Here is a 13,056-nt window from a genome sequence, read left to right as displayed (position 1 = left end):
TTTTCGGGAAAAGATATGGAATTAGGAATTATTGGTCTTCCCAACGTAGGGAAATCGACACTGTTTAATGCTCTAACTACGGGTCATGCTCCAGCTTCCAACTATCCCTTCTGTACTATCGAGCCTAATGTTGGAATTGTGGAAGTTCCTGATGAGAGGCTGGAGAAGCTAGGAGAGATTTATAAACCTCAAAAGTTGACCCATACTACGATAAGATTCTTAGATGTGGCCGGTCTGGCAAAGGGAGCATCGAAGGGCGAAGGTCTGGGAAACAAATTTCTATCCCATATTCGGGAGGTGGATGCTTTAGTCCACCTCGTTCGCTGTTTTCCAGATGAGAAGGTAGTTAATGTTATGGGAGATATCGATCCGGTGAGGGATATCGAAGTTGTCAACACCGAGCTTATGCTGGCAGATTTGGAAGTGGTGGGGCGAAATATTGAAAAATTGAGCGGTTCAGCTAAAAGTGGCGATAAAAAAGCTAAAGAAAAACTGAAAACACTGGAACAGATAAAAGAAGGCTTGGAGAAGGGAATCTCTGCAAGGAGAACAGAAGTTCCTGAAGATTTACGAGCCTCCTACAACTTACTTACAGCGAAACCAGTTCTATATTTGGCTAACGTGGATGAGAAGGACCCCGGTTCGGGGAAGAAGGTGGAGGAGTATGCCCAAGGTGAAGGGGCTGAGAGTTTGAGTGTGTCGGCAGAAGTGGAAGCTCAAATTACTCAATTGGAGAAAGGAGAAAGGGAGAAATTTAGAAAAGAGCTGGGTATAGAAAAGGGCGCATTGGAGCGTCTGATACTGTCTTCTTATAGGTTGCTCAACTTAATTACTTTTTTCACTGTTGTGGGGACCGAAGTAAAAGCCTGGACAATAAAACGAGGTTCTCCGGCCGTATTGGCAGCAGGGAAGATACATTCTGATATGGAGAAAGGATTTATCAAGGCCGAGGTCTTCTCCTTTAAAGATTTAGAGAAGGGTGATGAGAAGATACTCCATGAGAAAGGATTGGTCAGGATAGAGGGAAAGGATTACGAAATTCAAGATGGTGATATAGTGCGTTTTAGATTTCACGTCTAGACCATAGATATCGTGTAGGGACAGACCGCCGTGTCTGTCCATTGATTGGGTTGACAGAACCGTCAATCCCTACAGTGGAAGGGATTTTCTTCTTGCAATGCCGAGGCTAATTTTATATAATTCTAATAAATTTTTCCCACAGACATTTTTTGGGAACTATAGGAGGAAATAAATTTTATAAGCATCCCGATAATAATCGGGATGCGGATTAGAGGGTTTGGGAGAAATAATCTGATTTCTCCCAAGGGGTGACAGCGAAAAAATGCGACGAAGAGGAGCATTTTGGAACGCCAGAGGGGCGAAGCCCCGATGGAAGTATCCGAACAAAGTGAGGATATCTTATGCCTACTTACGAAAGTATCTTTGTTTGTCCACCAGATTTATCAACCGAAGAACTGGAGGAACTTGCCAGAAAGTTTGAGAAAATCATAACTCAGGGGCAGGGCGAGGTAATTTCCTGTAATAAATTGGGACGCAGGAAGCTGGGGTATGAAATAAAAGGTTATAAAGAAGGTTTTATGTATTGCCTAAATTTTAATTCTCCGCCGACTCTGATTGCTGAATTGGAAAAGAATTATCGCGTTACTGATAAAGTAATCAGACACTTAATCGTGAAGGTAGACAAGAAAAAACTGAAAGAGGAAAAAGTAACCAGTGAGGAGTCAAAAGATGAGAAGGGAAAAGAAAGCCCAACCAGTGATGTCTAAATAGAAAGGGGGATTAATAGTGGCTAGAGGCACTGTCAATAAAGTTATTCTAATTGGTCGTTTGGGTAGTGATCCAGAACTTCGGTATACACCGAATGGTGATGCTGTAGCAAATTTTAGAATAGCAACGAACAGGGTTTGGAAAGACCAGAAAGGTAATCAACAGGAGAGGACGGAATGGCATAGGATAGTAGTCTGGAGAAAGTTGGCCGAGATTTGTGGCGAATATCTCAAGAAGGGAAGCCACGTGTATATTGAGGGGAGACTGGAAACGCGTAGCTGGGAAGACAAGAGTGGAAACAAAAGATATGTAACAGAAATTATAACTAATCAGATGCAGATGCTTGGGGCTAAAGGCGAAGTTAAGGCTACTGAGCAAGCTCCTCCACCAGAAGGGGTTTTGGAAGAGAAAGAACTTCCCAAAGACGAAGAAATAAAAGGGAGTGAATCGGAAGACGAAATTCCGTTTTGAATTCAGGTCGGTCGCCCTTTAGGGTGACGGAATCGGCACTGTAAACAGTGCCTGACCAGACGGCATTCTGAAGAGTGCCCGACCTACGATTATTAGAAAGAGAGAAAAAATGGTTGCCAATGGAGAAAAGAAAAGTAGAGGAAGAAGAGGAGGCTTCGATCCCAGGAGGAGACGGTATCGGCCTTTTCGAAAGAAGGTATGCCGTTTCTGTATAAAGAAGATAGAGTATATCGATTATAAAGATATAGCTCTCCTCAGGAGTTACATTACAGATAGAGGCAAGATTCTATCCAATAAGATTACTGGAAACTGTGCTAAGCACCAGCGTAGCTTGAGTAGAGCCGTAAAGAGAGCAAGAAGTATCAGTTTATTACCATTCACCACGAGATAGAAGATGTCATTCTCTCCAAGATATTCCATTTATTCTGGATTAGAAAGTCATACCTTTAATTTTTCCTAGTTATTGGCTGAAATTCCAAGAGCTTCACAAACGATCTTTCCAAATATTGTAGCTTCCCGATAAATCGGGACTTATAAAGGAGTGTAGGGGCTTGTCCCCGTAAAAAATTACGCCCATAAAGGGCTAAACTACGAATAATGATTTGGTAGTGTAGGGCTTCATGCCCGTAAGAATTACGCCCATAAAGGGCTACACTACCCACAAATTTTGGAGAAGAAATTAGGGGGAAGGATGAAAGTCATACTGTGTCAGACAGTTAAAAGCCTTGGTGAGAGAGGAGATGTAATCTTGGTTAGCGCTGGTTATGCTCGGAACTATCTCATCCCTCGCCGCCTGGCCTGGGAGGCTAACGAGAAGAATATCCGCAGGTTGAAAGAGGAGAAGCGAAAAGAAGGAGAGAAAGATGAGAAGATTTTGAGATCAGCAGTCACATTTGCCAGCAAGTTAGATAAAATTTCTTGTACCATTACTGTAAAGACAGGAGAGAGTGAGAAAATTTTTGGGGCGGTTACTTCTTCCGATATTCGGGAAGCTCTACTTTCCAAAGGAATAGATGTGGATAAAAAAGATATACTTCTGGATGAGCCGATCAAGAAATTGGGAATCTATACAGTGGAAGTTAGAATTCATCCAAAAGTTACAGGGAGAGTAAAAGTCTGGGTAGTAAAAGAGTAGGGAGGGGCAAAAAATGGTCGATTTAATAGATAAAATTCCACCACAGAACTTGGAAGCTGAGCGCTCGGTATTGGGAGCGATGCTTATCGAAAAGGAAGCAATTGCTAAGGCTATAGATTTTTTGAGAGAGGAAAGTTTTTATAGTGAAGTACACCAGACGATTTTCCGGGCGATTATCGATATCTACGATAAGAATAAAGCAGTTGACTTCGTTACTGCTGCTGAAGAGTTAAGAAAGGCAAAGCTACTCAAAGAAGTGGGTGGTGCTACCTATCTGAGTAATCTGATAGATAGTGTTGCCACAGCAGCTAATATTGAGTACTATGCCAAGATTGTGCAGGAGAAAGCGGTCCTCAGAAATTTAATTAGAGTAGCTACGCAGATTGTAACCGATGGCTATACCGATACCAAGGACGTCAGTGAAATTCTGGACCAGGCAGAGCAGGCAATCTTCGGTATCACCCAGAGCAAAGTTCAAGCAGGATTTATCCCTGTTTCTGAAATGGTACATGGGAGTATTGAGACTATCGAAAGTTTATACAAGAAGAAAGAGAAGGTTCCTGGAGTGCCTTCAGGGTTTATAGATTTGGATAGGAAGACAGGAGGATTCTATGCCTCAAATCTAATAGTTGTTGCTGGACGTCCTTCCATGGGAAAGACCTCATTCTGTTTGAGTGTTGCTCGTAATGTAGGAGTTAACGAATCTCTTCCGGTAGCAATCTTCAGTTTGGAAATGTCCCGAGAAGAATTAGTTTTGCGCCTTCTATGTTCAATGGCTAGAGTGAGTGTACATAAAGTGCGAACAGGTTTCATAGATAAGAAGGACTGGACTCCTCTAACCAATGCCGCTTCCGTTCTTTCCAACGCTCCCATTTTCATCGACGATTCTCCTGCAATTTCGGTCTTAGAGATGAAAGCCAGAACCCGGCGATTACAATCTGAACGGGGACTATCTCTAATCATCGTCGATTACTTACAACTTATGCCTGGCCGCACGGGAAGGTCCGAATATCGACAGCAGGATATCTCGGAAATTACACGCTCTCTAAAAAGTATGGCTAAGGAATTAAAGGTTCCTGTTATAGCTATCTCCCAGTTGTCCAGGGAGACGGAAAAGAGAACATCGAAAAGGCCACAACTTTCCGATTTGAGGGAGTCCGGGGCAATAGAACAGGATGCCGACCTGGTTATCTTTATTTATCGAGAAGATTATTACGACGCCAAAAATGCTCTCCCGGGAGTTACAGAAATAATTATTGGAAAACAACGAAATGGTCCTACCGGTTCAGTGAAGCTGAAATTTTTGAATGAATATACTTCTTTTGAGAATTTAACAAAACAACCTGAATAAAATATGCCAAAATATCATTATCCTTCCAATTATGTTCTTCCTTTTCTCCGGCCAACCTGGGCTGAAATTGATTTAGGTGCCTTCAGACATAATTTCCGAGAGATAAAAAGAAAACTCAGGAAAAGTGTATCCTTACTTCCGGTAGTTAAGGCTGATGGTTATGGTCATGGTATGGAAGAAATTGCTCGCGCCAGTCTGTCTTGTGGAGCGAAGCTTTTAGGAGTAGCCAATATTGAAGAAGGAATATTCTTGAGAAAGAGAAGGATTACAGCACCCATCCTTATTCTGGGAAGTGTTTACCCCTTGTCCAATTTTACTTATATTCTAAGATATAATCTTTCACCCACAATTTGTAGCCTTCAGGCTTCCCAAGAGCTTTCTAAAATTGCCAAGCGAAGAAAGAAGAAAGTAAAAGTTCATATAAAAGTAGATACGGGAATGGGACGCATCGGCATTTCAGCGGAAAATGCTGCAAGTCTTGTCAAGAAAGTTATCCAGTTGCCAGGGATAATTGTTGAGGGAATCTTCACCCATCTTGCAGCAGCAGATAGCGATTACCAGTTCACTATGGAGCAGATTGGAAAGTTCCAATCAGTTATCAATGAGCTCAAGCGAGATAATATAAACATAAAATATAGACATGCGGCTAACTCTACAGCTATTCTCAGGTATTCAGATGCCCATTTCAACTTAGCCAGGCCCGGGATATCGCTTTACGGTCTTATTCCCTTTGAGGGAGCAGAAAGAGAGATAGACTTAAAACCGGTAATGCAACTCAAGACGAAAATTGTATTTATAAAGAGAGTGAAGAAAGGAACGAGCATAAGTTACGGCCGAACATGGAAAGCAAACAGGGACTCTATAATTGGAACACTTCCCATAGGCTACGCTGATGGATACAATCGTTTGCTGTCGAATCGGGCTGAGGTGTTGATTTGTGGAAAAAGAGTTCCCCTTGTGGGAAGGGTATGTATGGATATGTGTATGGTTGATGTTACTTCCTTGCCAAATGTTAAGGTCGGCGAGGAAGTAGTATTAATCGGTTCTCAAGGAAAAGAGAAGATAACTGCCGATGAGATTGCTAAACTGACCGGGACTATTACCTACGAGGTAGTCTGCGGGATTAGTAAGAGAGTTCCACGAATCTACAAAAAGGAATTCCGGGGACACAATACTTAATTAAGATGTTCAAGATACTGTCGTCGAATTTTGCAGACAATGAGAAGAATGTTGAAAAAGTGAAAGGCAGAAGAATTTAGGATAATTAAGTATTGTGTCCCCGGAATTCAGGAGTGAAGAATGAAGAAAAATAGAGTAAAGGAGATTATAAAGAAAGGCAAAGTTGCGCTGGGCCCATTTATGAAGTTTACTGATCCAGCTTCAGTGGAGATTGCTGGAAAGGCAGGGTTCGATTTCGTTATAATTGATATGGAACATGGACCTGTGTCGGTGGAGACTGGACAGAATTTGATAAGGGCAGCAGAGTTAGTAGATATCACGCCGATCATAAGGGTGACTGAAAATGAGCCTGGATTGATACTGAGAGCTTTAGATATCGGTGCAGGTGGTGTGGAGGTTCCGCAAATTGGGAATAAAGAAGATGCCTTAAGGTTGGTTCAATCGGCCAAGTTTGCTCCCCGGGGAAGCCGCGGGGTGTGTCGCTTTGTGAGAGCTGCTGACTATTCTGCTTCGGACCGCTACAAATATTTTGAAGATGCTAATAGAGAGACTATAACCATACCCCATATTGAAGGGACAAAGGGAATAAGTAACCTGAAAGAGATTTTGTCGGTTGAGGGCCTGGACATTATATTCGTTGGACCTTACGACCTTTCTCAATCACTCAATATACCCGGCCAGGTGAACGATCCTAAAGTCGTAGAGAAAATGAAAGAAGTAGTCAGTATCTCCAAAAAAGCTGGACTCGCCGTGGGCACATTTGTTGATGATGTTAAAGCTGCAAAGAAATGGATTGCTCAGGGAGTTCAGTATATCTCTTTTTCTGTAGATGTGGGAATTTTCTATGAAGCCTGCAAGAGTGTAGTGAAAGAACTTAAGGGAATGTAGGGGTTCGATTTATCGAACCCGTTTCGGCATCTCTTGAAAAGAAAGAGATCCTGAAACAAGTTCAGGATGACAGACTGTAGGGGACGACCGCCGTGTCGTCCCTTCCTTCTAACGGAGTGAATGATGCCACCTAAGATTGTCATAACTATGGGTGATTCTGCAGGAGTAGGGCCTGAGGTTATTGTCAAGGTTTTGAGTCTACCCGATACATATAATATTTGTCAACCGATAGTAGTTGGTGATGCCAGAGTTTTAGCGTCGGTTTTACAGTTTTCGAAAGGTGTGTGCCCGAAAGGAGAGCTGAGGCTTAATCCCATCAAAGATATTAGAAAGGCAAGATTCAATTATGGTGTTATCGACCTCTTTGATTTAGGCAATATAGACATCAATAAACTGAAACCAGGGAGAGTCGATCCTATGTGTGGTAAGGCAACATTCGAATATATAAAGAAGGGAGTTGAAATAGTCCAGAGTGGTAAAGCTAAAGGTATGGTTACTGCTCCCCTCTGTAAGAAATCGATGGAAGATGCAGGATTTTCTTATCCCGGGCATACAGAGCTCTTAGCCGAACTTACCGGAACGAAAGATTTCGCTATGATGCTGGTGGGAGGGAATTTAAGGGTAGTCTTAGTGACCCGACATCTCCCTTTAAAAGAGGTAGCCTCTTCGCTTAGTAAAGAAAAGATTCTTCTGGCCATAAGATTGGGAGTGGAGGCGATGAAGGCTTTGGGAATAGATTCACCCAGAGTAGGAGTCTGTGCCTTAAACCCCCATGCCGGTGAATGGGGAGTTCTGGGTAAGGAAGAAATTGAGACGATTATTCCGGCTATAGAAGAGGCGAGAAAAGAAGGGATAGCCATTAATGGGCCTCTTCCCAGCGATAAAGGATTTTATGATACTGCTGGAGGCAGATACGACTTAGCTATAGCAATGTATCACGACCAGGGGCAGGTTCCCGTAAAGCTTTTATCTTACACCAAAAGTGTTAACGTTACCTTGGGTTTGCCCTTTGTCCGCACTTCACCATGCCACGGAACAGGTTTCGATATTGCCGGGCAGAATAAAGCAAATCCCCAGAGTTTTATCGAGGCAATAAAACTAGCAACAAAGTTAATGGAAAAAAAACGGTAGTCGCAGGCTTCAGCCTGCGTCTAGAAAAGGAGTAGCAGACTTCAGTCTGCGTCTTGACGCAACCTAAAGGTTGCGGCTACCCTATTTTTTGGTGTCGGTAGTCGCTCCGATTCATCGGAGCGTACAAAAGATGGTAATGGAAAGATTTAGACCGCGCAAGCGGTGGGGACAGAATTTTTTGGTTGACCATAATATTGCCAGGAAGATAGTCTCTTCTGCCGAACTGAGTCCCAAAGATATAGTGTTGGAAATCGGTGCAGGGAAAGGAATTCTGACTGGCAAGATTGCTTCCCAGGCAAAGAAAGTTATTGCTATAGAGATTGATAAAAAACTATGTAGTTTTCTTCGGGAAGAACTGAAAAATTACAAAAACGTGGAAATTATAGAAGGAGATTTTTTAAAATTGGATATTTCCCAGTTTTTAGGCTCAGGCTCCAGGTCGTCCGTAAAGGTTATTGCAAATTTACCCTATTATATAACTTCACCGATCATTGCAAAATTACTAAATATGAAAGGGTGGTCGGAATCTACCTTTATGCTCCAGAGAGAGGTGGGAGAGAGAATTACAGCTAGCCCCGGGGGCAAAGATTATGGTTCATTATCCATTCTGGTACAGTATCATTGCTATGTGGAAAAGCGATTCAATGTATCCAGAAATGTATTTCGTCCCAAGCCAGATGTCGATTCGATTGTTATTAAGTTGAAACTATTGGAGCGTCCCAGAATAAAAGTAAAAGATGAAAAGCTATTCTTTGAAATTGTTCACGGAGCCTTTTCCCAGAGAAGGAAGAAATTGAGTAATTCCATTAGCAATGTTCTAAAAATAGATAAACCTCTCTTAGAGGAACTCTTGGAAAGATTGAATATCTCACCCGCTCGCAGGGCAGAAACCCTAAGCATAGAAGAGTTTGCTACAATTTCCAACTCCTTGGGGAGCGGGTAACCCAGAATTTGGTTTTGCAATATAAACGGTTGAAAGGAATAGCGGAAGGATAGCTCCGCTTAAAGATGAGAAGGGCTTATATTTTCTTGGCTTTTTTCTTGCTGATAGGTTCGCTTATCCTTATCTCTCTTTTTCAGAATAGGGATGTGGCCGATTTATCTCCCCCGGATGTTGTTGTCTCAACAGGAACATTTGCCCGGGGTGATTCCCTTTACAGTTGTCTGAGTGGCCAGGGAATTTCTCCTAAGGAGATTCTCGTTTTACAGAAAGTGATAAATCCGCTTTTCGATACCAGAAAGTGCTACCCGGGTGACAGTTATGAAATAATCATTTCTACAAGCGGGGTTCTGGAAGGATTCAATTACTATTCAGGACCTCTCGATATATATGGGGTCAAGAAATCTCCTTCTGGAGAGCTAATCGCCTTCCACGAGAAAATACCTTTGGAGAAACGTCTTCTTGGACTAATAGGAAAAATAGATAGTTCTCTTTATGAGTCTATGGTTCAGATTGGACAATCTCCGGAACTTACTATGAGGTTTGCCGATATATTCGCCTGGCAGGTCGATTTCCTGACCGAACCCCGTCCCGGAGATACGTTCAAGTTAGTTTGGGAAAGATTTTATAAGAACGGAGAAGAATTTTCCGATGGAACGATACTGGCTGCCCAGTATTTGGGTAAAGAGGGAAGTCATACAGCAATACTTTTTGAAGACCCGGAAGGTCTTAAAGATTATTATACTATAGAAGGTGAATCATTAAGGAAAAAATTCTTACGCTCTCCCCTGAACTATCGTAGAATTAGTTCTTATTTCTCCTACAAGAGATTCCATCCGATTCTGAAGTACTATCGTCCACACCTGGGTATCGACTACGCCGCTCCTTTAGGTACTCCCGTGGTAAGTATTGGAGATGGAGCGGTAACTTACGTGGGATGGAAAAACGACTATGGAAGGTTTGTTAAGGTCAGACATCAAAATGGTTACTACTCCACTTATGGTCACCTCTCTCGATATGGAAAAGGAATAAAGAGAAGGGTTAAGGTAAAGCAGGGTCAGGTGGTTGGCTATGTGGGGGCGAGTGGATTATCTACAGGGCCACATTTAGACTTTAGGGTAGTTCGTAATGGAAAGTTCGTCAATTTTTTGAAAATTAAAATTCCTGCTGCCGAATCTGTAAAAGATAAATACAGAAAAGAATTTGAGATAACAAAGAGGAAACACCTGTCCCATGTGGGAATGCTCTCCTCCTACCGTTCATTCCCCCACCAAATTGTAGCCGCAGAGCGATAGTTCTACGTGATAATCCCTCCACTATAATCCCGCCTTAAAAAACACCCGCTTAAAAATTAACGAAAAATTAACGAAAAATTAACAATTTCTTAACCTATCCATAACATCAACGGTATATACTTAGAGAGGAAGATTGCAAGTCAAATGGACAAAGATTTTACAATTCGTTTATATAAATGTTACAAACAGAGAGTATACTGATTTGTAATTACCATTTACATAAGGCGAAAAATCCGACAAAGGCAAACTCCGAGTAATCGGAGGGCGTCCCGAATTTTTGGGATCCCGACTGAGAAGTCGGGGCAAAACTACGGGCCCCACACCCAGAACGCTGGATGGGGGGTAGCCGGGTTACCGAAGATTAAAAATTTTTGGTAACCCGGCTTTTTTATGGAATGGAGTCCTCCCGAAAGGGAGGTGATAAATGCCTGACCAATTGGCACCCTGAAGAATGCTCGACCAACGGAGAGTCAGAAATATGAACAGATTAAAGGTTCCAAAGACCATTTTAATTACATTTATTTTCCTGTTAGCCTCTCAATTTATCAATCTCACATACGCCTCAGACCCGGGAACAACAGGAGCAAACTTCCTGAAGATAGGAGTTGGACCCCGGGCAGTGGGAATGGGAGAGGCACAGGTAGCAATCTGCAATGATATAACCAGTGTGTTCTGGAATCCGGCAGGTTTAGTAAGGATAGACAGCCAGGAAGCCTCCTTTATGTACAATCTATGGTTTGAAAGTATAAGCTCGCAATATTTCGGCTATACCTACCCCCATCCCACCCTGGGCACATTTGCCGGAAGCATCAACTATCTATCTATGGATAAGATTCAGGGATATACAGCTAGCGATGTAAAGACAGAAAAGGTTGGAGCCTCTGACTTTTTAGGAGTTCTATCCTATGCCAGGAAACTACCTTATTATGGGATATATGGAGGGATAAACCTGAAGTTCATTCAACAGAAGTTAGAGAAAGAATCCTCGTCTGCATTTGGTATTGATATAGGTGTTATTGGTGGTTTGGGTAGATGGCTTAAGGTAAAGGGACTGGAGGAGCTTGTCATTGGTGTAAATTTGCAGAATCTGGGAAGCAAAGTGAAGTTTCAAAAAGAGGAAGGAAGTCTTCCGTTAAACTTCAAGTTTGGAGTGGGCATAAGGAAGGAAGTATTTGGAGACCCACTGACCATAGCGATAGATGGTAATCTTCCCAATGATAACGATTTCTATGGAAGTTTGGGGATAGAGTACTGGGTGAGGGATTTAATTGCACTGAGGGTGGGATACAAGAGTGGTCAGGACTTAGGGAATGGGATAAGTTTTGGAGGAGGGATAAAGGTTAACGTATTCCAGATAGACTATGCGCTTGTCCATTTTGGAGAATTAGGATATACGCACAGGATAGGGATAGTGACCAGGTTTGGCAAAGAGGCAAAGGCAGTGATGATAAAGAGGGCATTTAAGAGAGGGATGGAATACTATAATGAGGGCAAGTATCCTGAGGCAATACTTGAGTTCAACAAGATTCTGGGGTTGGATCCTGAGAACGAGAGGGCTCTGGAGATGATGAAAAGAGCAAATGAAAAGTTGAGGCCCTAATAACCCACAAGTTCCTCTCCCTTGAGGGGAGAGGAGTAAGGTGAGGGTGAAAGAAATGAGTAAGAGGACGATATAAAATGAAAACAAAATTATTTAAAATTGTATTTTTCTTAATTATAATAAACACACTTTTTGTATCAAGTGCATTTGCTTTATGGGTAGAACCTTCATCGCTTAATTTTGGAACGTATGAAACTAGTCTTACAGTTACACTGACAAGCACTTTTGGTATTGGATACCAGATACCGTACGGGGTAGAGAGTAAGCCAGGCTGGGTTATATGTGGCGGGGGGACATTCCCTGACCCTGGAAATGTAGGAGCCCCACAACCTGCACAGGTACAAGTGAGTGTTAACAGAACAGGACTAACCCCAGGGCAGACTTATAGCGGTACAGTAAAATTCTATGATCGTCTGTTTAGTACGAGTTATGCATATCTTTCTGTAAGCATGAGGGTACCATTGCCAGCGCAGTTATCAGTAAGTCCTGGCTCGTATAATTTTGGAGAAGGTGGCACAACTTGCCAGTTTGCAGTACAAAATACAGGAGAGAGTACGCTCAATTGGAGTGTAAGTGAAGGGTTATCATGGTTAAGTTTATCCTCATCCGGAGGTAGTGTAGCACCTGGGGGATTACAGTATGTGTCGGCAATGGTGAATAGAGGAACACTAACTCCTGAGACCTATACGGGTACAATAAGTTTTACCAGTAGTAAGGGTGGTAGTCAGAGTGTTTCAGTATCTATGACTGTGCCGGATACTATACCACCAACAGGGACAATATCAATAAATAGTGGAGATATATATGCAAACTCTACCTCAGTTACATTGACTCTTTCGGCAAGCGATAGTGGTGGAGTAAACAAGATGCAGTTCAGTAATGATGGAGTGAGCTTTAGTAGTGAGGAGGATTATGCCACAAGTAAGTCCTGGACGTTAACAGCTGGTGATGGACTAAAGACAGTATATGTGCAGTATAAAGATAATGCTGGTAACTGGGGTGGTCTTATAAGTGATACCATAATTCTGGACAATACACTGCCAAGCGGGACAATATTAATAGATGATGGAGCTGAATCTACGGACTCCACCTCAGTTACATTGACTCTTTGGGCAAGCGATAGTGGTAGTGGAGTAAGCAAGATGCAGTTCAGTAATGATGGAGTGGTCTTTAGTAGTGAAGAGGATTATGCTACGAGTAAGTCCTGGACGCTAACAACTGGTGATGGGACAAAAACAGTATATGTGCGGCATAAGGATAATGCTGGTAACTGGAGTG

At 42.4% G+C, this 13,056-nt stretch carries 13 protein-coding genes and 1 riboswitch; all 13 genes read left to right on the top strand.

Annotated elements, in window-relative coordinates; all coding sequences use genetic code 11:
- The first annotated feature begins 15 nt into the window (after nt 1-15).
- A complete protein-coding gene (gene ychF, locus VMW39_00990; protein ID HUW22596.1) occupies nt 16-1,080 on the top strand; it encodes a redox-regulated ATPase YchF in 1,065 nt (354 codons plus the stop codon).
- Between the two features lie 341 nt (nt 1,081-1,421).
- On the top strand, nt 1,422-1,787 hold the full coding sequence (gene rpsF / locus VMW39_00985; GenBank protein ID HUW22595.1) for a 30S ribosomal protein S6: 366 nt from the start codon (nt 1,422-1,424) through the stop codon (nt 1,785-1,787).
- Between the two features lie 19 nt (nt 1,788-1,806).
- Nucleotides 1,807-2,259 (top strand): single-stranded DNA-binding protein, encoded by a 453-nt coding sequence (locus VMW39_00980; GenBank protein HUW22594.1) that lies wholly within the window; start codon nt 1,807-1,809, stop codon nt 2,257-2,259.
- 109 nt (nt 2,260-2,368) lie between these two features.
- Nucleotides 2,369-2,650, top strand: coding sequence for a 30S ribosomal protein S18 (rpsR, locus tag VMW39_00975; protein HUW22593.1), 282 nt, complete (start codon nt 2,369-2,371; stop codon nt 2,648-2,650).
- A 300-nt stretch (nt 2,651-2,950) separates the two neighbouring features.
- Nucleotides 2,951-3,394, top strand: a complete 444-nt coding sequence (gene rplI, locus VMW39_00970) for a 50S ribosomal protein L9 (GenBank protein ID HUW22592.1) — start codon at nt 2,951-2,953, stop codon at nt 3,392-3,394.
- Nucleotides 3,395-3,407: 13 nt separating this feature from the next.
- The gene (dnaB, locus tag VMW39_00965; GenBank protein HUW22591.1) at nt 3,408-4,745 is read left to right on the top strand and encodes a replicative DNA helicase; all 1,338 of its coding nucleotides are present in this window, start codon (nt 3,408-3,410) and stop codon (nt 4,743-4,745) included.
- A gap of 3 nt (nt 4,746-4,748) precedes the next feature.
- Nucleotides 4,749-5,924 carry an alanine racemase gene (alr, locus tag VMW39_00960; GenBank protein ID HUW22590.1) on the top strand — a complete coding sequence of 392 codons (1,176 nt, stop codon included), beginning with the start codon at nt 4,749-4,751 and terminating at the stop codon, nt 5,922-5,924.
- Between the two features lie 120 nt (nt 5,925-6,044).
- Nucleotides 6,045-6,812, top strand: coding sequence for an aldolase/citrate lyase family protein (locus tag VMW39_00955; protein HUW22589.1), 768 nt, complete (start codon nt 6,045-6,047; stop codon nt 6,810-6,812).
- 120 nt (nt 6,813-6,932) lie between these two features.
- Nucleotides 6,933-7,943, top strand: a complete 1,011-nt coding sequence (pdxA, locus tag VMW39_00950) for a 4-hydroxythreonine-4-phosphate dehydrogenase PdxA (GenBank protein ID HUW22588.1) — start codon at nt 6,933-6,935, stop codon at nt 7,941-7,943.
- A 136-nt stretch (nt 7,944-8,079) separates the two neighbouring features.
- Nucleotides 8,080-8,886, top strand: a complete 807-nt coding sequence (rsmA, locus tag VMW39_00945) for a 16S rRNA (adenine(1518)-N(6)/adenine(1519)-N(6))-dimethyltransferase RsmA (protein HUW22587.1) — start codon at nt 8,080-8,082, stop codon at nt 8,884-8,886.
- A 65-nt stretch (nt 8,887-8,951) separates the two neighbouring features.
- On the top strand, nt 8,952-10,178 hold the full coding sequence (locus VMW39_00940; GenBank protein HUW22586.1) for a M23 family metallopeptidase: 1,227 nt from the start codon (nt 8,952-8,954) through the stop codon (nt 10,176-10,178).
- Nucleotides 10,179-10,447: 269 nt separating this feature from the next.
- Nucleotides 10,448-10,537: riboswitch (cyclic di-GMP riboswitch) on the top strand.
- Nucleotides 10,538-10,656: 119 nt separating this feature from the next.
- Nucleotides 10,657-11,778 carry a PorV/PorQ family protein gene (locus VMW39_00935; GenBank protein ID HUW22585.1) on the top strand — a complete coding sequence of 374 codons (1,122 nt, stop codon included), beginning with the start codon at nt 10,657-10,659 and terminating at the stop codon, nt 11,776-11,778.
- A 77-nt stretch (nt 11,779-11,855) separates the two neighbouring features.
- Nucleotides 11,856-13,056: Ig-like domain-containing protein (locus tag VMW39_00930; GenBank protein ID HUW22584.1), on the top strand; the 1,201-nt coding region annotated here is incomplete at its 3' end.

The sequence above is a fragment of the bacterium genome, assembly GCA_035530055.1.
Lineage (GTDB): Bacteria > UBA6262 > WVXT01 > WVXT01 > WVXT01 > WVXT01.
This window is presented reverse-complemented; position numbering and strand designations above follow the sequence as displayed.

Excerpts from the sequence above, each read along its gene's own strand:
- VMW39_00935 (HUW22585.1), top strand. The coding sequence starts at position 10,657 with ATGAACAGATTAAAGGTTCCAAAGACCATTTTAATTACATTTATTTTC.
- rpsF (HUW22595.1), top strand. The coding sequence starts at position 1,422 with ATGCCTACTTACGAAAGTATCTTTGTTTGTCCACCAGATTTATCAACC.
- rsmA (HUW22587.1), top strand. The coding sequence starts at position 8,080 with ATGGAAAGATTTAGACCGCGCAAGCGGTGGGGACAGAATTTTTTGGTT.
- ychF (HUW22596.1), top strand. The coding sequence starts at position 16 with ATGGAATTAGGAATTATTGGTCTTCCCAACGTAGGGAAATCGACACTG.
- VMW39_00940 (HUW22586.1), top strand. The coding sequence starts at position 8,952 with ATGAGAAGGGCTTATATTTTCTTGGCTTTTTTCTTGCTGATAGGTTCG.
- alr (HUW22590.1), top strand. The coding sequence starts at position 4,749 with ATGCCAAAATATCATTATCCTTCCAATTATGTTCTTCCTTTTCTCCGG.
- pdxA (HUW22588.1), top strand. The coding sequence starts at position 6,933 with ATGATGCCACCTAAGATTGTCATAACTATGGGTGATTCTGCAGGAGTA.
- rplI (HUW22592.1), top strand. The coding sequence starts at position 2,951 with ATGAAAGTCATACTGTGTCAGACAGTTAAAAGCCTTGGTGAGAGAGGA.
- VMW39_00955 (HUW22589.1), top strand. The coding sequence starts at position 6,045 with ATGAAGAAAAATAGAGTAAAGGAGATTATAAAGAAAGGCAAAGTTGCG.
- dnaB (HUW22591.1), top strand. The coding sequence starts at position 3,408 with ATGGTCGATTTAATAGATAAAATTCCACCACAGAACTTGGAAGCTGAG.
- rpsR (HUW22593.1), top strand. The coding sequence starts at position 2,369 with ATGGTTGCCAATGGAGAAAAGAAAAGTAGAGGAAGAAGAGGAGGCTTC.